Annotated in this window: 20 protein-coding genes; 5 read left to right on the top strand and 15 right to left on the bottom strand. The window is 66.9% G+C overall.

All coding sequences use genetic code 11. From position 1 onward, the window contains the following. The first annotated feature begins 56 nt into the window (after positions 1 to 56). Positions 57 to 686, top strand: a complete 630-nt coding sequence (locus ACNO8X_RS24375) for a TetR/AcrR family transcriptional regulator (protein WP_418003087.1) — start codon at positions 57 to 59, stop codon at positions 684 to 686. 20 nt (positions 687 to 706) lie between these two features. Here ACNO8X_RS24375 and ACNO8X_RS24380 read toward each other — a convergent pair whose 3' ends face one another. The 3 genes from ACNO8X_RS24380 to ACNO8X_RS24390 form a co-directional block, all read right to left on the bottom strand. Continuing rightward, positions 707 to 1,213 (bottom strand): DinB family protein, encoded by a 507-nt coding sequence (locus tag ACNO8X_RS24380; RefSeq protein ID WP_418003088.1) that lies wholly within the window; start codon positions 1,211 to 1,213, stop codon positions 707 to 709. 218 nt (positions 1,214 to 1,431) lie between these two features. Beyond that, on the bottom strand, positions 1,432 to 1,902 hold the full coding sequence (locus ACNO8X_RS24385; protein ID WP_418003089.1) for an Rrf2 family transcriptional regulator: 471 nt from the start codon (positions 1,900 to 1,902) through the stop codon (positions 1,432 to 1,434). Between the two features lie 27 nt (positions 1,903 to 1,929). Further along, positions 1,930 to 2,526 carry a cysteine hydrolase family protein gene (locus tag ACNO8X_RS24390; protein WP_418003090.1) on the bottom strand — a complete coding sequence of 199 codons (597 nt, stop codon included), beginning with the start codon at positions 2,524 to 2,526 and terminating at the stop codon, positions 1,930 to 1,932. A 76-nt stretch (positions 2,527 to 2,602) separates the two neighbouring features. Here ACNO8X_RS24390 and ACNO8X_RS24395 point away from each other — a divergent pair, with 76 nt between their 5' ends. Further along, positions 2,603 to 3,070: a hypothetical protein gene (locus tag ACNO8X_RS24395; RefSeq protein WP_418003091.1), complete on the top strand. Its 468-nt coding sequence runs from the start codon at positions 2,603 to 2,605 to the stop codon at positions 3,068 to 3,070. Positions 3,071 to 3,095: 25 nt separating this feature from the next. Here the strand turns inward: ACNO8X_RS24395 and ACNO8X_RS24400 are convergent, their stop codons facing one another. Together ACNO8X_RS24400 and ACNO8X_RS24405 are read right to left on the bottom strand one after the other, a co-directional pair. Continuing rightward, positions 3,096 to 3,374, bottom strand: coding sequence for a hypothetical protein (locus ACNO8X_RS24400; protein WP_418003092.1), 279 nt, complete (start codon positions 3,372 to 3,374; stop codon positions 3,096 to 3,098). 45 nt (positions 3,375 to 3,419) lie between these two features. After that, positions 3,420 to 4,028, bottom strand: a complete 609-nt coding sequence (locus ACNO8X_RS24405) for a TetR/AcrR family transcriptional regulator (protein WP_418003093.1) — start codon at positions 4,026 to 4,028, stop codon at positions 3,420 to 3,422. A gap of 109 nt (positions 4,029 to 4,137) precedes the next feature. Here ACNO8X_RS24405 and ACNO8X_RS24410 point away from each other — a divergent pair, with 109 nt between their 5' ends. Continuing rightward, positions 4,138 to 5,064 carry a metal-dependent hydrolase gene (locus ACNO8X_RS24410; RefSeq protein WP_043987180.1) on the top strand — a complete coding sequence of 309 codons (927 nt, stop codon included), beginning with the start codon at positions 4,138 to 4,140 and terminating at the stop codon, positions 5,062 to 5,064. Then, positions 5,057 to 6,211 (top strand): hypothetical protein, encoded by a 1,155-nt coding sequence (locus ACNO8X_RS24415; protein WP_418003094.1) that lies wholly within the window; start codon positions 5,057 to 5,059, stop codon positions 6,209 to 6,211. The genes ACNO8X_RS24410 and ACNO8X_RS24415 overlap by 8 nt, the downstream gene beginning before the upstream one ends. A gap of 9 nt (positions 6,212 to 6,220) precedes the next feature. On the opposite strand, the gene ACNO8X_RS24420 is transcribed toward ACNO8X_RS24415, so the two are convergent. The 4 genes from ACNO8X_RS24420 to cysD all read right to left on the bottom strand — a co-directional run bounded on the left by ACNO8X_RS24420 (position 6,221) and on the right by cysD (position 10,689). Continuing rightward, positions 6,221 to 6,949: a hypothetical protein gene (locus tag ACNO8X_RS24420; RefSeq protein WP_418003095.1), complete on the bottom strand. Its 729-nt coding sequence runs from the start codon at positions 6,947 to 6,949 to the stop codon at positions 6,221 to 6,223. 197 nt (positions 6,950 to 7,146) lie between these two features. Beyond that, complete coding sequence (locus tag ACNO8X_RS24425) at positions 7,147 to 7,893, bottom strand: 3'(2'),5'-bisphosphate nucleotidase CysQ (RefSeq protein WP_418003096.1); 747 nt, start codon at positions 7,891 to 7,893, stop codon at positions 7,147 to 7,149. Beyond that, the gene (cysN, locus tag ACNO8X_RS24430; protein WP_418003097.1) at positions 7,893 to 9,737 is read right to left on the bottom strand and encodes a sulfate adenylyltransferase subunit CysN; all 1,845 of its coding nucleotides are present in this window, start codon (positions 9,735 to 9,737) and stop codon (positions 7,893 to 7,895) included. The genes ACNO8X_RS24425 and cysN overlap by 1 nt, the downstream gene beginning before the upstream one ends. 1 nt (position 9,738) lies before the next feature. Next, entirely contained in the window at positions 9,739 to 10,689 is a 951-nt protein-coding gene (gene cysD / locus ACNO8X_RS24435) for a sulfate adenylyltransferase subunit CysD (protein ID WP_418003098.1), read from the bottom strand. Between the two features lie 180 nt (positions 10,690 to 10,869). On the opposite strand from cysD, the gene ACNO8X_RS24440 reads away from it, so the two are divergent. Continuing rightward, complete coding sequence (locus tag ACNO8X_RS24440) at positions 10,870 to 11,283, top strand: PaaI family thioesterase (protein WP_418003099.1); 414 nt, start codon at positions 10,870 to 10,872, stop codon at positions 11,281 to 11,283. Positions 11,284 to 11,386: 103 nt separating this feature from the next. On the opposite strand, the gene ACNO8X_RS24445 is transcribed toward ACNO8X_RS24440, so the two are convergent. The 6 genes from ACNO8X_RS24445 to ACNO8X_RS24470 form a co-directional block, all read right to left on the bottom strand. After that, on the bottom strand, positions 11,387 to 13,285 hold the full coding sequence (locus ACNO8X_RS24445; protein WP_418003100.1) for an ArnT family glycosyltransferase: 1,899 nt from the start codon (positions 13,283 to 13,285) through the stop codon (positions 11,387 to 11,389). 34 nt (positions 13,286 to 13,319) lie between these two features. Next, the gene (locus tag ACNO8X_RS24450) at positions 13,320 to 14,576 is read right to left on the bottom strand and encodes a glycosyltransferase (protein ID WP_418003101.1); all 1,257 of its coding nucleotides are present in this window, start codon (positions 14,574 to 14,576) and stop codon (positions 13,320 to 13,322) included. A gap of 56 nt (positions 14,577 to 14,632) precedes the next feature. Then, complete coding sequence (locus ACNO8X_RS24455) at positions 14,633 to 16,495, bottom strand: ArnT family glycosyltransferase (RefSeq protein WP_418006018.1); 1,863 nt, start codon at positions 16,493 to 16,495, stop codon at positions 14,633 to 14,635. 47 nt (positions 16,496 to 16,542) lie between these two features. Beyond that, a complete protein-coding gene (locus ACNO8X_RS24460) occupies positions 16,543 to 18,150 on the bottom strand; it encodes a sensor histidine kinase (protein WP_418003102.1) in 1,608 nt (535 codons plus the stop codon). Then, positions 18,128 to 18,832, bottom strand: coding sequence for a response regulator transcription factor (locus ACNO8X_RS24465; RefSeq protein WP_043397151.1), 705 nt, complete (start codon positions 18,830 to 18,832; stop codon positions 18,128 to 18,130). The genes ACNO8X_RS24460 and ACNO8X_RS24465 overlap by 23 nt, the downstream gene beginning before the upstream one ends. Before the next feature lie 194 nt (positions 18,833 to 19,026). Next, entirely contained in the window at positions 19,027 to 19,272 is a 246-nt protein-coding gene (locus ACNO8X_RS24470) for a hypothetical protein (RefSeq protein WP_418003103.1), read from the bottom strand. Between the last annotated feature and the right edge of the window lie 86 nt (positions 19,273 to 19,358).

Raw genomic sequence — 19,358 nt, forward strand, 5'->3', positions numbered from 1 at the left:
ACTGTACGTATGGACTACACTTCAACACGTACGACGTACTTGTCAAGGGGTTGCTCATGCGCGCACGGTTCACCACGGACGAAATCGCTTCGGCCGCACTGCGAATCGTCGATGAATCGGGGTTGTCGGCGCTGAGCATGCGGAGCCTGGCGAGCACACTCGGGACCGGACCGATGACGATGTACAACTACGTCGCCGACAAAGAAGGCCTGGAGGAACTGGTCGTCGCCGCGGTGGCGGCCGGCATCGTCGTCCCCGAACCGACCGACGACTGGGCGGTCGACGTGCATGCGACGGCGTCCGCGATGTGGCGCGGGGTCCGGGCACATCCCGCAGCCATCCCCTTGGTCCTGACCCGGCGGATGAATTCGGCAACAGGATTCGGGATTGCCGACGCCCTGGTCGGCGCGTTGGGGCGTGCAGGGCTGTCAGACGCCAGCCGGCTGTCGGCTTTTCACGCGGTACTCGGGCTGGTCACGGGTTCAGCGCAGGCCCAGCTGGCCGGACCGTTTTCCGGCGACGCCGCCGAAACCGCAGCCCGTATCGGGTCGGCCGCAGGGGCCCAATACCCGCACATCGCCGCGCTGTCCGAGGTGGCCGTCACCATGTCAGTCGAGGACGATTTCGACGGCGGGCTGCGGATGCTGATCGCGGGTATTGCCGCGGCGGCCAATGCTGTCTCGTGACAGTGACGTCAGCGACAGCGTCACTCCTCAACGACGCGAGAATGTTCGATCTGCTCGCGAAGGATGTCGCCGTGACCCGCGTGACGCGCGAAGTCCTCGATCGCGAGCAGGTAGATGAATCGCAGGTTGACCTCGCCAAGGTGGGGGTGGGTTCTGATCTCGTCAAGATCGAACTGGGCAGCGATTGCGCGGGAACGTTCACTGGCACTTTCGAATTCGGCGATCACGTCGGCCAAGGCCTCATCGCCATCAACAATGAAGCTGGTGTCACCCGCCGTCGTGCCTCCGCCGCATTCGCTCTCGGGCACTCCGCCGAGGATGTGCTGGAACCAGATTCGCTCGGCGACCGCCGCGTGCTTGAGCAGCCCGATCGGGGTGGTCATCGACGCAACGAGGCGGCGGCGGGCATCGACTTCCGGCAGTCCGCGCACCGTGTTGATCACTTCAGCGCGGTTGCGGTCGAGCGCGCTCTCCAACAACCGGCGTTCGGACCCGGTAGTGATTTGCGGTATCGACCATGTCGTCATTGTCGGCTCGATTCAGTTGGCGTGGACGTCGAAATATTCTGTTGTGCTTGCGATTTCATATCCTGAGTAGTTCCGCATGAGCATCGGTCGATGCTCTTCGACCCTGAAGGTGACACGCGGACACGTGCGGCGAGTGCTCGGCATCCGCGAAGGTGCGCAACGCGCACGCCAATTGCGGCGTGTTGGCGTACAAACACGCGCGCTCGCGGGGAAGTCAGCTAGCTGTGGCCGCGGCGGGCTTCCTGCGTGCGGTAATCTCCCGCCAGCGTGCCGACGTGGTCGGGCAGGTGGCCCGTGGCCACATCGGCCAGGCTGGTTTGTTCGAGCACCGAACGCATGCTGGCCCGCAGCGCCCGCCACACATCGGTGAGCGAGGCCGTCGGCCCCGAGTAGGGCAGGTCGCCCAAGCCCATGTCCCGGACGCTGGCCAGCGGACCGTCGATGCAGCGCAGGACGTCGGCGATGCTGATGTCCGCCGCCGGGCGAGCCAGCTCGTAGCCGCCGTCGCGGCCGCGGTGGCTGCGCACCAAACGGTCGGTGCGCAGGTTGGTCAGGATGTCGACCAGGAACTGTGCGGGGATGCCCTGAGCCTTGGCCAGGTCGTCGGTTTTGACCAGCACACCCGCGTCGGCAGCGGCCAGTTCGACCATGGCGCGGACGGCGTACTCCGCCTTGGCTGACATCCGCATCAGCCAATCATGCCATTTCAGGTCGGATTAGTCCGGAATAGCAGCTGCGTTGGGGGCTACCACCGCTACCAGGTCGGCCAGGCCGGCGAGGCTCGCCGCCTGCAGCGCCGCTGCCGGCACCGGCTGACCGTCGGGGCCGGCCAGCGTGCGGGTCGCCGTCGCGGCCGCTACGACCGTCGGCGCGTACCCGAGACTGAACGCGCCGCGGGCGGTGGAGTTCACGCACATGTGCGTCATGAACCCGGCGAGCACTAGGTTCGACGCGCCGAGGGCCTTGAGCCGCTCGTCTAGTTCGGTCTGCACGAACGAGTTCGGGTACTGCTTGACCATCACCGGCTCGTCGCCGCGCGGAGCCACCCGATCGACGATGGCACCGATATCGGCGCGGATGTCGTAGAGCGACCCCGGACCGTCGTCGTGCTGGATGTGGATGACGGGAATGCCGGCAGTGCGGGCACGGTCGAGCAGTGCGGCGGTCTCATCGAGTGCGGCCTGCACTCCCTCGAGTTCCATCACCCCTTGTGTGTAGGTGTTCTGACAGTCGATCAGCACCAGGGCCGAGTCCGCGAGGCTAACGGGTTCGACAGGGAGACTGGACAATTCACGCAGAGTCGGGCGGTTCATATTGGTGAGCGTACCGGTGCGTGGCGGCGGTGAGGCTGGATTCGTGGGGCTACCAGACTGGTCAAGGACAAAGATCATGGTGGTCATGCTGGCTGTCGCCATACCGATCTTGGTTCTCATCGTCGTGAGCAAACCGGACAGTGCGAATGCACCGCCGCAGCAAGAGGTCAGCGCCGACTGCCAACAAGTCGACCAAGCAGTGCGGCATTGGGCACTCGCCCTGCCCGCGATTCAGTTCGGCCTGACCCGGGCCGCTGATGCCGACACCATTTCCCGTGACGCTGCCGCCGCGGCGGCCTCGGTACGCAACGACGCAGCATCGATCACCGATATGTCATTGCGCGACAAGGTCACTGCGCTCGCGGACAAACTCGACATGGTCAGTCGAGGCAATCCGAATGCGCCACCGGACGGGTTTCCCGACCAGACCTACATGGGTGGATACCAGCCGATGCTGCCGCTGGTGCACCAACTCAAAGTCGCATGCCCGAACATCGGCAACGATCCAGCGCCGCCCGGCCTCCCCGCCAGGCCAACGAAATAGCTTCAGCCGAAACGACTTTCAACCACTAGTTGTTGCCGTTGATGCCCGGGTGCAGACCCGGTGCCACGCTCGGCGCACCAGGCGCGGTGACACCTGGGCTGAACAGGTTGCCGCCGGTGGGGTTGATGCTCTTCTCGGTCGCCGTCGGCGAGGAAGAGGTCGTCGTGGTCGTGGTGGTCGTGGTCGTCGTGGAGGGCGATTGCCCGCCGTTGCCACTGCAACCTGCGGTGAGCACGCCCATCGCAAGCAGGGCGGCACCGCCGGCCGCGGCCATCAACCGTCGAGTGGATAGATGTGTGATCATACGAACCCAAACTAGCCCTGACCGGCAGTTATCGCCACCGATAGCTCAACCCCGCTGACCCAGGATCGCCGCGCCCAGCCAACGCCGGATGAAAGCCCGCAACTCCGCGGGAGTTCGTCCGTCTCCGGCCGGCGCCAGAAAGTAGGACAGCATGATGCGCAGTGTGAATTCGACCAGATCGCGCAGAGCCACGTCGTCGTATCCGTAACTGGCCCAGTCGACGTCGAATCGGGTAATCATCTGCATGCCGAAGTCCTGCGCCTCGGCAGAAGCCAGGTCGCTGCTGTGCGCACCGACGTACGGCGCCGACATCAGGATGCCCAGGTGCGGCGTGCGGGTCACTGCGTCGAGTGTGTAGAGGACGCCCTCGGTCATCGCGTCGGCCGGATCGTGGATCCCCCGCACGTGCTCACTGATCTGGTCCAGAAAGCCTGCCACCGAGGCGATCGCTGCGGCCCGCATCAACTCGTCGGCCGTCGGGAAGTACCGGTACACCGTCTGCCGGATGACTCCGAGCGACTCGGCGACATCGGCGATGGTGATCGCCGTGCCCGTGGTGGACAGCAGCTCGACCGCAGCCGCGACGATGCGCCGCGTCGCCTCTTCGTCGTCGGCGGGCGGCTCCCCACCCCAACCGCGACGTTTGCGTGCCATCCGCCGGACGGTACACGTCGCAATCCGTCGCGGGCATTGACGGATCCGCGTCGACACTGTAACCATACAAACAAGACATCATTTGTATGATTACTGAACGAGGTGCCCGGTGACCGATCTCCAGGTCCGCAAGATGCGGTTCGCTTTCGCGGACCACCCCGTGCCGTTCCTCTGGAACGAGACCAACCCAGCCTTCTCCGCGATGGCAAATGCCGTGTCCTTCTTGGCAATTGCGTTCGAGAAGATGATCGTCAGCACCATGGCCGAGGCCAAGCCGCTGCTGACCGACCCGGTGATCGCCGAGGAGGCCGAGGCGTTCGTCCGGCAGGAGGGCCAGCATTCGATGGCCCACCGTGCGCATGCCCGGGGCCTCATCAAGGCCCACCCGGAGCTCAAAGAGACGCTCGACGACGTGATCGCCGCGTTCGACGATCTCGTCGCCAACAAGCCCCTCAAATATCGGCTGGCCTACACCGCCGATCTGGAGGCGACGTTCACGCCCGTGTTCAAGCTGATGCTCGACCACGACGACACGCTGTTCGCGCCCGGCGACGACCGGGTCGCGTCATTGTTCCTGTGGCACTTCGTCGAAGAGGTCGAGCACCGGAGCTCGGCGCTGATCATCTACAACGGCCTCGTCGACGATCCGTGGTACCGCATGCGCGTGGCGCCCTCGATCTTCAAGCACGTGATGGACGTCGTGCGGCTGGCGTGCGACGGGTTCAACAAGCATCTGCCACTGGAAGTCCGCAAGGTCGACGCGCTGTCGGCGTTCGCGCTCGAACGCCGGAAGAACACCATTCTGAAGCGGCTGGGCCGCATCCCTGACTTCGGGCCGTTCGCCAGCGCCTTCCACGATCTCCCGGTCCGGGAGCAACTGGTGGCACTGTCGGGCATTGTGCGCAGCCAGATCCCGGGTCACAACCCGGAGCACGAGAAGCTGCCCGCACTGGCGGCCGAATGGTTCGAACGCTACGACGCCGGCTACGACGTCACCCACTGGTACACCGCTGGAAAGCAGAGCGCCCATGTCTGACCTGTGTTCTGCGACGTTCGCTGATCTCGCTGGGCGCCTTGGGTTTTCCTGCCAGACGGCAGGCGGTCTACTCGAGGTCCGCAATCCCCTGCAGCTGGAGAACTGGACGCTGCCGGTCCTCGAGTTGACGGTCATCACCGGCGCGGTGCTGACCCTCGTCTACGCGATCATCCGGCTCCGTCGCCACGGTGACGCCACCAACATCGCACTGTGGTTCGGCGCGGTCGCCTACCTGTTAATCATCGAACCGCCGCTGTACTTCCCGGCCGCCTTCGGCATCGCCGATCGCGTCGACACCATGTTCGCGCACAACGTGTTCACGGTCGACTTCCTGTGGGGACGGCTGCCGCTGTACATCGTGGCGATCTACCCGATGATGGCAACTGTCGCGTTCGAAATCGTCCGCAGCCTAGGGGTTTTCCGCCGCTACGGGACGCTGGTCGGCGCCGTGTGCGTGGGCTTCGTCCACCACGCGTTCTACGAAATCTTCGACCACCTGGGGCCGCAACTGCGGTGGTGGGAATGGTCGGTGCACAACCCGATGAACCAGCCGATGTTCGACTCCGTGCCGCTGCCCAGCGTGGTGGTCTTCGCCGCGCTGTGGCCCATGTCGCTGGCGCTGTGTGTGCAGTTCTTCGTCGGCCGCCACGCCGATCGGGGCCGCCGCTTCACCGGTATCCAGATCGCTTGGCGCACTGTGGTGGCCGGGGTGTTGGCTTCTTTGGGCACCGCGATCCTGCCGCTGCCCGCGACGGTGATCGGCGGGGTGACCGGGAGCTCCACCGCGGGTGGCATTGCCTACGCAGCCGAACTGGTGGCTGTCTGCGCCGTGGCAATCTGGGCACTGGTCACGCAATGGCGCCGCCTACGCAGCACCGCGGCCAGCCCGACCGAACCACGCTATGCGAGCCCGCCGTGGTTGGTGGGCTACAGCATCGCCTACCTGGTGGTCATGGCAGTGCTCTGGCTCAGCGCGCTGCCGGCCTACTTTGACGCGGTCAATGGCGTTACCGCACACGGGGATCCGATCGGCAGCCTGTGGTACACCATTGTGTGCTTCGCGATTGCCACCACGTGCATCGTCGCGGTCCGCACCGTGGCACGGACGTCCTCGGATGCGCCGCTGCCGGTTGCCGCGTCGACGTAACCGCCCAGCTCAGCCGAAGCCCTCTTGCTTCAGCCGCTCGACGTATGCGTCGAGCCCGGCCAGCACGGCGGGCGTGTCGCGGTAATCGAGACGAGCTTGCGCGACGAGCTCCGAGTTCTCTTCTTCGCCGCGAGCTTGGCCATCGGTCGGGTATCGCTGGTCGGGTTCGAAGGGTTGTGCCCACCGCAATTCGTGAGTACCGACGAAGTCGGCGATGCGCGCGAACTCCTGCAGTTGCGCGTCGACCTCCGCCTCGTGGGCACCGTAGATCTCGTGCGGAATCGGACGGTCGCCGAAAACGGTGTGCAGCGTTGCCGTGCCCGTCCCCGGGGTTGTTGCGATGGCGTCCCAGATGGGCCGTGCGATGGCGGCATAGACGAGTGGTGCACCGTCCAGCACGGCCGTCGGCTCGTCGTAGGCGTCGTCTCCCATCCAGTAATTCTCGATGAGACCGAACATGGCATCCAGCCGATACGAATCGTCGAGATCGGATTCGTTGTACCCATAGGTCGTCACGAATCGGCCGCTTCGCAGACACCCCTGCAGGAAGTCGTAGTGCAATTGGGTGCCCCGGTCCGGGCGCAGACCGTCCAAGTGACCGGCACCGTCGTACTCACCCGAAAGGCCCAGGCTTACCGGCTCGTAACCAGTTGGCGCGTATCGCAGGACGACGGCCATGGTGCCGACGAAATCGATACTGACACCGGTCAACATGCACTTCATGTCAAAGAATCCCACATCAGGATCCTGACACGGCCCAAAGTGCGGTCCCGACGCCAGTTTTCGACTCTTCGCATTTGACTGTGCGCTGGCGTTCACAGAGTTCGAGTAGCGAATACCCAGGGTGCAGGATCAACGCAGGGCCGACCGAGATTGACGAAATAGCTATGGGAACCAAGGGCGTTCCCACAGCCATTTCGTCGATCTCGCGGACGCTACTGCGTCGAAGTGATCGCCAGTACCCGCTCGGCCAGTTCCGGCCGGCACACGACAAGGTCGGGCAGCTTCGGGTCCTCGCGGTTGTAGACCAGCGGCGAACCGTCGATGCGCGAAGTGTGCAGTCCGGCGGCGCGGGCCACCGCGACCGGAGCGGCGGAATCCCACTCGAACTGACCACCGGCGTGGACGTAGACGTCGGCCCGGCCCTGGATCACGGCCGCGACTTTCGCTCCCGCCGAACCCATTTCGACCAGAACGCCGTCGAGCGCCTCCCGCACCGCGAGCGCGACGGCCGGCGGACGGGTACGCGACACCACGATGCGCGGCGGCCCGTCGACCGCGCGGGGCGCGGCCACCTCGGGCGTGTGCAGCGTGGTGTTCTGCGCGGGCAGCGCGACGGCGCCGGCAACCAGCTCGCCGGATTCCCACAACGCCACGTGCACGGCCCAGTCGTCCCGGTCCAGTTCGGAGAATTCGCGGGTGCCGTCGAGCGGGTCGATGATCCACACGCGGTCGGAGGTCAGGCGAGCGCTGTTGGCCCGCTCTTCCTCGGTCGCTTCCTCGGACAGCACCGCGTCGTTCGGCCGCAGTCGGGCAAGCTCCGTCATCAAGAACTCGTGAGAGCGCTTGTCCCCCGCGGCTTTCCGCTCGGCAGCATCGGCGTTGGCGAACTCGGCCCGCACGTCCAGCAGCAGATCACCGGCGCGGGTGGCCAACCGCTCGGCGACATCGTGATCGATCATCACCGGCCCACCAGCAGGTCGACGACGCGCTGCGCCTGGGCATCCAGGTCACCCGGCACCAGAGCCAGAGCCGGGTTCTTCGGCCGCTGGTACGGGCTGTCGATACCGGTGAAGTGCGTGATCTCACCGGCACGCGCCTTGGCGTAGAGGCCCTTGGGGTCCCGGGCCTCGCAGTCGGCCAACGGGGTGTCCATGAACACCTCGAAGAACTCGAATCCCTGGTCGGTGTGCACCTTTCGCGCCAGCTCGCGGTGCTCTTCGAGCGGGCTGATCGCCGGCACCAGCACGATCTGGCCCGAGTCGGCCAGCAGCGTGGCGATGTGCGCCAGGCGGCGCAGGTTCTCCGAGCGGTCGGCCATGGAGAAACCCAGATCAGCGTTCAGGCCGTGGCGCAGGTTGTCGCCGTCGAGAACGTATGCGGGGCGGCCCAATTCGAGCAGCTTGCGCTCCACCAGCATCGCCACCGACGACTTGCCCGAGCCGGACAGGCCGGTGAACCACACCGTGCTGCCCTTGGACAACCGGTCCTCGGCAGTGACGAGGTTGGCGTGCCGCACCGCATTCGGGGTGGCAGCCCGGCCGGCGGCTGGTGTGGTCTCGCGCACCATGCCCGCCGCGACGGTGCCGTTGGTGTCCGGGTCGATCAGGATGAACGAGCCGGTCACCGCGTTGCGCGAGTACTCGTCGAGCAGCAGCGGCTGCTGTGTGCGCAGCGTGACACGGCCAAGTTCGTTGAGCTTCAACGCCGTTGCGCTCTTGTCCCGGTGCAGGGTGTTGACGTCCAGCCGGTAGTCCAGGTCAGTCACCCGGGCCCGCGTGGTGCGGGTGGTGTGCTTGATGATGTAGTCCCGACCCGGCTCGAGCGTCGCGTCATCGGACATCCAGCACACCGTGGCGTCGAATTCCTGCGTGGTGTGCGGCTGGTTGTGCACACGGGCGATCATGTCGCCGCGCGAGATGTCGATATCGTCGGCCAGGCTGACCGACACCGCCATCGGCGCGAAGGCCTCGTCGACCGGCCCGGTGGGTCCGTCGATCGCGGTGATGGTGCTGGTCTTTCCCGCTGGGAGAACGACGATTTCGTCGCCGGGGCGCATGACGCCACTGGCGATGGTGCCCGCGTAGCTGCGGTGGTCTGCGTGCTCGTGGGTCTGCGGCCGGATCACGAACTGGACCGGGAACCGTACGTCCTTCAGGTTGCGGTCACCGGCGATGTACACCTCTTCGAGATGCGCGAGCAGGGCCGGTCCCTCGTACCACGGCGTCTTGTCCGACTTGGTCACCACGTTGTCGCCGGCCAGCGCCGACAGCGGGATGGTGGTGACGTCCTTGATGTCGAGGCGGGCGGCGAACTCGTGGAAGTCGTCGCGGATCGTCTCGAAACGCTCACGGTCCCAATCGATCAGGTCCATCTTGTTGACGGCCAGCACGATGTGCTGGATGCCCAGCAGCGACGCCAGGAAGGCGTGTCGGCGCGACTGCTCGAGCAGGCCGTGGCGGGCATCGACCAGCACGATGGCCAGCTGCGCCGTCGAGGTGCCGGTGACCATGTTCCGGGTGTACTGGATGTGGCCCGGGGTGTCGGCGATGATGAATTTCCGCTTGGCCGTGGCGAAGTAGCGGTAGGCGACATCGATGGTGATGCCCTGTTCCCGCTCGGCGCGCAGGCCGTCGGTGACCAGCGCGAGGTCGGTGTACCCGTGGCCGCGCTCCTTGGAGGTGCGCTCGACGGCGGCCAGCTGGTCTTCCATGACCGCCTTGCTGTCATAGAGCAGCCGGCCGATCAGCGTGGACTTACCGTCGTCCACCGAACCAGCAGTGGCGATTCGCAACAACGTTGCCATATCAGAAGTAGCCTTCCCGCTTGCGGTCTTCCATGCCGGCCTCAGAAATCCGGTCGTCTGCGCGGGTTGCGCCGCGCTCGGTCAGTCGGGACACCGCGGTCTCGGCGATGACTTCTTCGACAGTCGAAGCCTCCGACTCGACGCAACCGGTGCAGGTGACGTCACCGACGGTGCGGAACCGCACGGTCTTGGTGATCACCTGTTCGTTCTCGCCCGGCTTCAGGAATTCGTGCACCGCCAGCAGCATGCCGTCGCGCTCGAAGACCTGACGCTCGTGCGCGTAGTAGATGCTCGGCAGCGCGATCTCCTCGGCGCCGATGTAGGCCCAGATGTCGTACTCGGTCCAGTTCGACAACGGGAAGACGCGAATGTGCTCGCCCTTGCGGTGCCGCCCGTTGTACAGGTTCCACAGCTCGGGGCGCTGGTTCTTGGGGTCCCACTGACCGAACTCATCGCGGAAGCTGAAGACGCGCTCCTTGGCGCGGGCCTTCTCCTCGTCGCGCCGGGCGCCACCGAAGGCGGCGTCGAACTTGTTCTCGCGGATGCCGCGCAGCAGCGACACGGTCTGCAGCGGGTTGCGCGACGGACCGTTGTCGACGACGCGTCCGGCGTCGATGTCCTCCTGCACGCTGGCCACGACCAGGCGCAGGCTGTGCTTCGCGACCAAAGCGTCGCGGGTGGCGATGACCTCTTCGAAGTTGTGGCCCGTGTCGACGTGCATGACGGGGAACGGCAGCCGGCCCGGCGCGAACGCCTTGATGGCGAGGTGGAGCATCACGATCGAGTCCTTGCCACCGGAGAACAGCAGCACCGGCCGCTCGAACTCCGCAGCGACCTCGCGGATGATGTGGATGGCCTCGGCCTCCAGCGATCGCAGATGGCTCAATTCGTATTTGGCGGCCCGGTGGTCCACCTTGGACGCCTCGGCGGCGTCGGGAGTGACGGTCATCATTTCCCCGTAAAGTTGGTAGAACTGGTCAAGTTAAGAACCATGGCCAGAATTTACGGCCGCCGGGCGAGTGTGTCAATGGTTTCGCGCAGGGCGTTCCGGTCACCGGGATGCTGGCGACGTTCCGGCCACTACCTGCCAGGTAATTGAGCCGACTACCCGCCGCGCGCAGACTTCGACGTCATGAGCCCCCACACCGGCGCCGAGGTCATGGCGCAGTTCATCCCGCAGTCCCCACTGGTCGCCAAGCTGGGCATCGTCGCCGAAGCGCTCGACGCCCCCGAGGTGCGGTTGCGGATGCCGTGGGACCCGTCCAACACCACGCTCGCCGACATGGTGCACGGCGGCGCGATCGCGGCGCTGGCCGATGTCACCGTGATGGCCGCGGCATGGTCGACCGAACAGGCACCGGAATCGCTGCGCGGCGTGACGATCTCGATGTCGGTCCAGTACCTGGCACCGGCCCGGTCGACCGACTTGATCGCCGTCGGCCGCGTTTTGCATCGCGGAAAGTCCTTGGTGCACTGCGAAGTCGAGGTCTCGACGCCGTCCGGTGACCCGGTGGCCAAGGCCGTCGGCACCTACAAGATCGGCTGAGCGCTGCCACGCAGCAGTGGCCCGGATTCAGGCGGGCGAGATGCAATGCCTCGGATTGCAGTCAGTATGTGACTGCAATCCGAGGCATAGACGCATACCCAGATCAGTGGGGCGCCTCGAGGTCGTAGACCGTGGCGCCGCCGACGTCGAGCTTGGCGAAATGCCCGGTCACCCATGCGGTGATCTCCGCAGCACTCCCCCGATCCCGACCACCGCCGGGACCTCGCTTGTGATCACCCACGATGAAGTAGTGGATCTGGCCGTCCTCGACGTACTGGCGGAACTGCGCCAAGGTCGGCGCGTTGTCGCCGCCGGAGAATCCGCCGATCGCCATCAACGACTTGCCGGTGCTCAATTCCAGATCGCCGGCCTGAAAGGACCCGACCGTCGCGGCCGCCCAGCGGTTGTCAGCACCACGGATCAGGTTCTCGAGTTCGGCATTGGGGCCGTCACGCTCGGGACCGCCGGGACCGCCGGGACCGCCGCCCGGCCAGGCATCGCCTCCGGGCCGCGGCGGACCGGACATCGAGCCGGGACCGCTGCTGTGGGCTTGCGCGACGTTGTACAGCGTGAACGACGCCGAGCCGGCCAGGGCCGCGGCGATCGCGACGCCGGCGATGACCGCCGTGAGCCGTCCGGGGCGCGCTCCGACCGCGACGATGGCCACGGCCGCGAGTACGGCCACCACCGCGATGCCCCAGCGCAGGGCGGGCATCCAGTCCGGGGTACGCGACAGCAGCGCGAACGCCCACCCAGCGGAGCCGACCAGGAGCAACGCGAGGAGCACGCGTGCCGACAATTTGCCTCGGCGCTGCCACAGATGCGTGACCGTCATACCGGCCAGCGCGGCGACCGCAGGTGCGAGCGCGACGTTGTAGTACGGGTGCACCGTGCCGTCCATGAAGCTGAACACCGTGCCGGTCACCAGAAGCCAACCGCCCCAGAGCAATACCCCGGCGCGGGTGAGGTCGGTACGTGATGCGCGGCGACTCGTCCACAGCAGCAGCACCAGACCGATCAACGCCACAGGCAGCAACCACGACACCTCGACGCCCATCGACGGGCCGAACAGCCGGGTGATGCCGGCGTGCCCGCCGAAGAACAGGTTGTCGCGCATGCCTCCGCCGGGGCCACCGCTGGGTCGGTCACCGCCGGTGATCCGCTCGATACCGTTGTAGCCCAACGCCAGTTGGAGCAGGCTGTTGTCGGAGGACCCGGCGATGTACGGGCGGGCGTCGGCGGGCCACAGGCTGACCAACGCGATGTACCAGCCGGCCGAGATCACCAGCGCCACACCGGACATCAGCAGCGCGCCGACGCGGCGTCCCACGCTGAACGGCGCGGCTACCAGGAACGCGAGCGCGAGCCCCGGCACCGGCAGGAAGGCCTGCAGCATCTTGGTCAGGAACGCGAAGCCGACGACCGCGCCGGTCAGCGTCATCCACCGGGCGGACGCGGTGAACTCGGTGGACTGGATGGCCCGCACGGTGCAGTAGGCCGCGGTGATCAGTAGCAGTACCAGCAGCGCGTCGGGGTTGTTGAACCGGAACATCAGGGCCGCAACAGGAGTCACCGCCAGGACCAGGCCTGCCAGCAGGCCCGCGGCCGCGCCGCTGGTGCGGCGGACTGTCGCGTAGAGCATCCCGACGGCGGCCACACCCATCAGTGCCTGCGGCAGCAGCATGCTGAATGCGCTGAATCCGAACAGCCGGCCCGACAGGCCCATCAGCCACAGGGCGGCCGGCGGCTTGTCGACCGTGATCGCGTTGCCCGCGTCGAACGAGCCGAACAGCAGCGCTTCCCAGTTCTGGGTACCGGCCTGGGCTGCGGCGGCGTAGTAGGAGTTGGCCCAGCCCGACGAGCCGAGCGCCCACAGGTACAGCACCGCCGTCCCGGCCAGCAGGGTCAGCAGCGCGAACCGTTCCCAGACCGGGCGGGCCCAGATTGCCGGGCCGCGGCGGGCCTTCGGCAGCTGAGCGACAGTGGGTGCAGTGGCGATCACGAGTGGGTCTCCTCTGAAGCGGTTGGTACGCGGGTCAATTCGTGCGCTTGGGGTGGAACACCCAACCGCGCAGCAGCACGAACCGCACCGCGGTCGCAACCAGGTTGGCGGCCACCAGCACACTCAGTTCGAGGAGATGGTGGGCGTGCGGTGCGAACACGTGCAGGCCCGCCAGCGCGCCGCTGGTGATCCCCAAGGCGATACCGAAGACGATGAATCCTTCGAATTGATGCCGGGTCGCACTCGCGGCTCCCCCGCCCGTGACGCCGAAAGTGAAGCGCCGGTTGGCGGCGGTGTTGACGATCGCGGTGAGCAGCAGGGCCACCAGGTTGGCCGTCTGCGCGCCGAGCGCGGCGTGCATCATCATGAACAGCAGCAGGTAAGCCAGGGTCGACGCGACGCCGATGGTCCCGAATCGGACAACCTGACGCAGCAGCGAGCCGGGCGCGGCTGCTTTGGTCGACGAACCCAGCTGAGCGGCAATGGTATTCACCGGGATGCTGCCGTTGGCGAAACCGCGCAGCAGCCGGCCGACACCCTTGAGGTCCGCGGCGGCGGTGGCGATGATGTCCACCCGGCTGTCGGGGTCGTCGACCCAGTCGACCGGGACCTCGTGGATACGCAGGCCCGTGCGCTCGGCGAGCACCAGCAGCTCGGTGTCGAAGAACCAGCCGGTGTCTTCGACCAGCGGCAGCAGCGCCTGGGCCACGTCGGCCCGGATGGCCTTGAAGCCGCACTGGGCGTCAGAGAACTTCGCCGACAGCGCCCCACGCAGGATCAGGTTGTAGCAGCGCGAGATGAATTCCCGCTTCGGTCCCCGCACGACTCGGGAGGACCGGGCCAGCCGGGTGCCGATCGCCAGGTCGGAGTGGCCCGAGATCAGCGGGGCCACCAGCGGGCCGAGGGCGGCCAGATCGGTGGAGAGATCGACGTCCATGTAGACCAGCACGGGAGACGGCGAGTGCGACCACACCTCGTGCAGCGCCCGGCCGCGGCCCTTGAGCTCCAGTCGCACGACGCGGACGTTGTCCAGTTCGGCGGCGAGCTCGGCTGCGACCCGTGGGGTGTCGTCGATGCTCGCGTTGTCGGCGATGGTGATCTGCACCGGGTACGGGAAGTGCTCTTCCAGGTGGCGGTGCAGCCGGCGGATCGAGCCGGGCAGTGCGACCTGCTCGTTGTAGACGGGGACCACGACGTCAAGCACCGGCACGCCGGCGGCCTGAGCAGCAACCGCGGCATTCTGGCGGGTGGTGAAGCGGCGTTCCGTGTCGCTCTCGAGCAGGTTTGTCATGACACTGATTTTTCGGCCACAGCTTTAGGCCGCCATTGGGTGAAGCTATGCGGAAGCTATGTGTTTCGAGCCGGGCGGGTCAGGTCGTAGACGACGGTGTTGTCGACAGTGCTGGCGGTGAAGTGCTCGCTGACCCACGTGGCGATCTGCGCAGATTCCTGCTTGCCGTCGTCCTGGCCATGCGGTCCCCAGCCCATCTTGACGTCGCCCTCGACGAAGTAGTGGACCTGACCGGCCGCGACGTACTGCTGGAACTGCGCGAGCGTGGGCGCTGGATCAGTGCCGTTGAAGCCACCGATCGCCATCACCGGGACACGGGCCGCCAGCTGATAGCCGGCGGCGTTGTTGGAGCCGACGACGGCGGCCGCCCAGCGGTAGTGCGCGGCATCGTGGCCCAACAACGTGGTCAAGGCGGCCCCTGGGACCGGCGAATCGAGGAGCCCACCGCCCGGCCGAAACCCTTGCGGTGGTGCGCCCATCGCACGGCCCGGTCCACCGGCCGAGGCCTTGTTGTGTCCGGGCCGTGGCCCCCAGCCGGCACTGTGCCCGCCGGGACCGCTGACGGACGGCATCGCCCCGGTATGCGAAACACTCGCGGTGGCAATCGAATACGCGGTTGGGGCGGCCAGGCAGACCAGGACCGCCGTGGCCACCACCAGTCGCGCAGGTCCGAAGCGAGGCGGGGCAAGCAGCAGCAGTGCAGCGACGGCGCCCACGATCAGTACCGACGTCCGCAACCAGGTCACCTCGCCGCGGCCCAGCAGGATCGCCGCCACCGCCGCCGTGGCCACCACGGTGCTCGCCATGGTCAGTCGGGCGGGCCACGCGGTGCGGTTGCGCCACAACAGGATCGATCCGATACCGACGCATGCGCCGATGGCCGGCGCCAGCGCGACGGTGTAGTACTGGTGCACGATGCCGTTGGCGAAGCTGAACACCGCGGCGGTGAATACCAGCCATCCGCCCCACAGGATCAGGGCGGCCCGGGTCGGATCGGTGCGCGGCGCCCGCCGGGTGAGCACCAGTCCGGCGACCAGACAGATGAGCGCCGCCGGCAGGAGCCAGCCCGCGTAGCTGCCCATGCTCGCACCCACCAGCCGGTCCCACCCGACGTCGAAGTTCGGGTTGCCCAGTCCGCCGGGCTCATTTCCGCTGAGCCGGCCGACGCCGTTGTAACCCAGCGCCAGTTCGACGATCGAATCATGTTGCGATCCACCGACATATGGACGCGAGGACGCGGGCCACAATTCGACCAGCAGCAAATACCAGCCGCCGGAGACGATCATCGCCAGGGCGGCGCCGAGCAGGCGCCACAGCCGGGTACGCAGCGACTGCGGACCGGCCACCAGGTAAGCGGCGGCGAAGGCCGGCAGCACCAGGAACGCCTGCAGCATCTTGGCCAGGAACGCGAACCCGGCGGCCACGCCCGCGGCGATCAACCACCAACGGCCCGCGTCCTGTTCGCAGGCGCGTTGCACGCAGTACGCACCGACCACGAGAAGCAGCACCAAGAGTGCGTCGGGGTTGTTGAACCGGAACATCAAGGTGGCCACCGGCGTCAGCGCGAATACCGCACCCGCGATCAAGGCGGCGGCAGGCCCTGCAGCGCGGCGCACGGCGGCATACAGGACCGCGACCGCGGCCACTCCCATCAAGGCCTGCGGCACCAGGATGCTCCAGGAGCTGAGCCCGAACAGCCGCACCGAGAGGTCCATCACCCACAGCGCACCCGGGGTCTTGTCGACGGTGATGGCATTGCCGGAGTCGCTGGCGCCGAACAACATTGCGGTCCAGTCGCTGGCTCCGGCCTGTGCGGCCGCTGAATAGAAACTGTTGGCCCAACCACTCACCGACAGGTTCCACAGGTACAGCACAGCGGTACCCGCCAGCAGCAGTCCGAGCTGGAGTCGCTCGCCCATCGGGCGGCGCAGTACAGGAGTCACCAGTCTGATTGTGAGTGCGCTGGTTAGGCGGATGTCGAGGCGACGCTATGCGGTGGCTGTGAGGCCGAATCTGCCGGGCCCGCGGGCAGGCGCACCATGAACACCGTCGCGCCGGGTCGGCTGTCGACGCTGATGGTGCCGCTGTGCGCCTTGACCACCGCCGCGACGATCGCCAGTCCCAGCCCAGTACTGCCGGCCTGGCGGGATCGCGAGGAGTCACCGCGCGCGAACCGCTCGAACACCTCGGGCTGCAAGGTTTTTGGAATACCCGGGCCGTCGTCGGCGATGCTGATCACCGTGGCGTCCGAATCAGCGGACAGGGCGATCGTCACCGACGTGCCTGCCGGCGTGTGCGTGCGCGCATTCGCCAGCAGATTCACCAGCACCTGGTGCAGCCGCGCCGGGTCACCCTCGATGGTGACGGGTTCGTCGGGCAGGTCCAGCGACCAGTCGTGATCGGGACCGGCGACGTGGGCATCGCTGACGGCGTCGACGACAAGTTGGGACAGGTCGACGGTTTCCATCTCCAGCGGCCGGCCGGCGTCGAGCCGGGCCAGCAGCAGCATGTCCTCGACGAGTCGGGTCATGCGCACCGTCTCGGATTCGACGCGGTTCATCGCGTGGGCGACGTCTTCGGGCAGCTGGTCGCTCTTGCGTTGCGCCAGTTCGGTATAGCCGCGGATCGCTGCGAGCGGGGTGCGGAGTTCGTGACTGGCGTCGGCCACGAACTGGCGTACTCGCGTCTCGCTGGCATGACGGGCCGCGAGAGCGCCGGCGACCCGGTCCAGCATGCGGTTCAGCGCCGAACCCAGCTGGCCGACTTCGGTGTGCGCGGCGACCGGATCGACGTGCACGATCTCCGCCGGCAGCTGTACCTCTCCCCGGTCCAGTTCGCGGTCGGCCACGTCGCGTGCGGCGGCGGAAACCCTTGACAGCGGGGCGAGTTGGCGCCGGATGATCCACACCCCGACCACCGTCGCCCCGATCAGCGCCAACGCCCCCACCGCACAGAACATGCCGAGCACCCACAGCAGGGTGTTGTCGACATGCCTGGTGGGCAGGCCGGTCACGATGGTCTGTGGACCGCCGTGCCGGGGATGCAGACCGATGACGCGGTAGCTGCCCAGCCCATCGAGGTCGACGGTGTGAATCTTGCGATCTGGTCGCGTCTGCGCCAATTGTGCTGTGGCCGTGCTGGTTACCGAGTCCCGACTGCCCTCGGAGGTGATGACGCCGGCGTCGATCTGGCCGCGGAACACCACCGCTCCGACGGTGCCGACGGCCTGCCCAGGCGCGTTGAGGAAGCCCGGCCCGGGGCCGGCCTCGGGGTCGAACCGCATCCGAAAATGCGGGTCCATGGACGGCCGCGGCACCCCGCCGGTCAGTGGCGGCGCCATCGGCGGTGGCGGCAGTTCGAAGATGGCGGCCGAGCGCCGGCCCGCCTCCAACACCTGGTCGTCCAACTGATGCAGCAGAAAGCGTTGCAGCGCAAACTCGGTCGCTGCGCCGATCCCGATGATGACCAATGCCAGCAGCAGCACCTGGGTGACCAGTAGACGGACCCGCAGCGACCAGGTCCGCGGCTGCCAGATCCGCGTGCCGGCCGCCTCAGCGGGCAGGTCGGAGGACATATCCGGCGCCACGCAGGGTATGGATCATAGGGTCGCGTCCGCTGTCGATCTTCTTGCGCAGGTAGGACACATACAGCTCGACGATGTTGGAGCGGCCGCCGAAGTCGTAGCTCCACACCCGGTCGAGGATCTGCGCCTTGCTCAGCACCCGCTTCGAGTTCCGCATCATGTACCGGAGCAGCTCGAACTCGGTGGCGGTCAAGGTGATCTGCTCACCGGCGCGCGTCACCTCATGACTGTCCTCGTCGAGCACCAGATCGCCGACGACGATCTGCGCGCCACCGGCCTCGTTGGCCACCCCGGTGCGCCGCAGCAGCGCGCGCAGCCGCAGCACCACTTCCTCGATGCTGAACGGTTTGGTGACGTAGTCGTCGCCGCCCGCGGTCAGGCCGGCGATGCGGTCCTCGACCGAATCCTTCGCGGTCAGCAGCAGCAGCGGCAGGCCCGGAATCTGCTCGCGGAGCTTGCGCAGTACGTCGAGGCCGCTCATGTCGGGCAGCATGACGTCCAGCACGACCACGTCGGGCGGGTTGTCCTTGGCCAGCGAAATCGCGGTGGCGCCATCGCCAGCTGTGGCGATATCCCAGCCTTCGTAGCGCAATGCCATAGAGACGAGCTCGGCCAGGACGGGTTCGTCGTCGACCACGAGCACGTTGATCGGTTTGCCGTCCGCCCGGTGCATGACGACGCGCTGGGCTTCACTGTCACGGGCGGTGCTGCTGGGACCTGTCACAGCTCCATTATTCGCGCCGTTGTGGGTCAGTACTGTGGCAACTCTATGTGCGAGCTGTGAATCTCAACCCGGTCGAAACTGCATTCCAGCAGGCCGCTACTCGAACTTCCGCTGCTGGAATGCCGTTTCGGCGGGATTGGCCGCTAGCCCTGGGGGTTGGTATCCGGCGATTGCCCGGCCCACAGCGGAGCCTTGCCGGTGATCGACGGCGCCGCGAATGTGACCGGCGCGGTCGTGCTCGTCGTGATCAGGGTGCTGTTGGCACTCGTCGTCTCAGACGGGCCGGCCAGCACGCCCGCACATACCGCTACGGCACCCATTGCCGCACTCCCGCCGATGATGCCGATCGCCCATTTCAAGGTGATACCGGAAGTCTCTGTTCGACTCATGGCATGCCTCCCGTGTACTTGGGACCGCTTCGCTGCGCCGCGCCGTCGGGGCGCGGCCGGTCATATATTTCGAGTCAACCGCGGCA

It is taken from the genome of Mycobacterium sp. PDNC021 (assembly GCF_048282635.1).
GTDB classification, from domain to species: domain Bacteria; phylum Actinomycetota; class Actinomycetes; order Mycobacteriales; family Mycobacteriaceae; genus Mycobacterium; species Mycobacterium llatzerense.

What these genes read in the sequence shown, in the direction of transcription:
- ACNO8X_RS24375 (WP_418003087.1), top strand. Translation starts at nt 57, where the DNA reads ATGCGCGCACGGTTCACCACGGACGAAATCGCTTCGGCCGCACTGCGA.
- ACNO8X_RS24380 (WP_418003088.1), bottom strand. Translation starts at nt 1,213, where the DNA reads ATGACGACATGGTCGATACCGCAAATCACTACCGGGTCCGAACGCCGG.
- ACNO8X_RS24385 (WP_418003089.1), bottom strand. Translation starts at nt 1,902, where the DNA reads ATGCGGATGTCAGCCAAGGCGGAGTACGCCGTCCGCGCCATGGTCGAA.
- ACNO8X_RS24390 (WP_418003090.1), bottom strand. Translation starts at nt 2,526, where the DNA reads ATGAACCGCCCGACTCTGCGTGAATTGTCCAGTCTCCCTGTCGAACCC.
- ACNO8X_RS24395 (WP_418003091.1), top strand. Translation starts at nt 2,603, where the DNA reads ATGGTGGTCATGCTGGCTGTCGCCATACCGATCTTGGTTCTCATCGTC.
- ACNO8X_RS24400 (WP_418003092.1), bottom strand. Translation starts at nt 3,374, where the DNA reads ATGATCACACATCTATCCACTCGACGGTTGATGGCCGCGGCCGGCGGT.
- ACNO8X_RS24405 (WP_418003093.1), bottom strand. Translation starts at nt 4,028, where the DNA reads ATGGCACGCAAACGTCGCGGTTGGGGTGGGGAGCCGCCCGCCGACGAC.
- ACNO8X_RS24415 (WP_418003094.1), top strand. Translation starts at nt 5,057, where the DNA reads ATGTCTGACCTGTGTTCTGCGACGTTCGCTGATCTCGCTGGGCGCCTT.
- ACNO8X_RS24425 (WP_418003096.1), bottom strand. Translation starts at nt 7,893, where the DNA reads ATGATCGATCACGATGTCGCCGAGCGGTTGGCCACCCGCGCCGGTGAT.
- cysN (WP_418003097.1), bottom strand. Translation starts at nt 9,737, where the DNA reads ATGGCAACGTTGTTGCGAATCGCCACTGCTGGTTCGGTGGACGACGGT.
- cysD (WP_418003098.1), bottom strand. Translation starts at nt 10,689, where the DNA reads ATGATGACCGTCACTCCCGACGCCGCCGAGGCGTCCAAGGTGGACCAC.
- ACNO8X_RS24440 (WP_418003099.1), top strand. Translation starts at nt 10,870, where the DNA reads ATGAGCCCCCACACCGGCGCCGAGGTCATGGCGCAGTTCATCCCGCAG.
- ACNO8X_RS24450 (WP_418003101.1), bottom strand. Translation starts at nt 14,576, where the DNA reads ATGACAAACCTGCTCGAGAGCGACACGGAACGCCGCTTCACCACCCGC.
- ACNO8X_RS24455 (WP_418006018.1), bottom strand. Translation starts at nt 16,495, where the DNA reads ATGGGCGAGCGACTCCAGCTCGGACTGCTGCTGGCGGGTACCGCTGTG.
- ACNO8X_RS24460 (WP_418003102.1), bottom strand. Translation starts at nt 18,150, where the DNA reads ATGTCCTCCGACCTGCCCGCTGAGGCGGCCGGCACGCGGATCTGGCAG.
- ACNO8X_RS24465 (WP_043397151.1), bottom strand. Translation starts at nt 18,832, where the DNA reads ATGCACCGGGCGGACGGCAAACCGATCAACGTGCTCGTGGTCGACGAC.
- ACNO8X_RS24470 (WP_418003103.1), bottom strand. Translation starts at nt 19,272, where the DNA reads ATGAGTCGAACAGAGACTTCCGGTATCACCTTGAAATGGGCGATCGGC.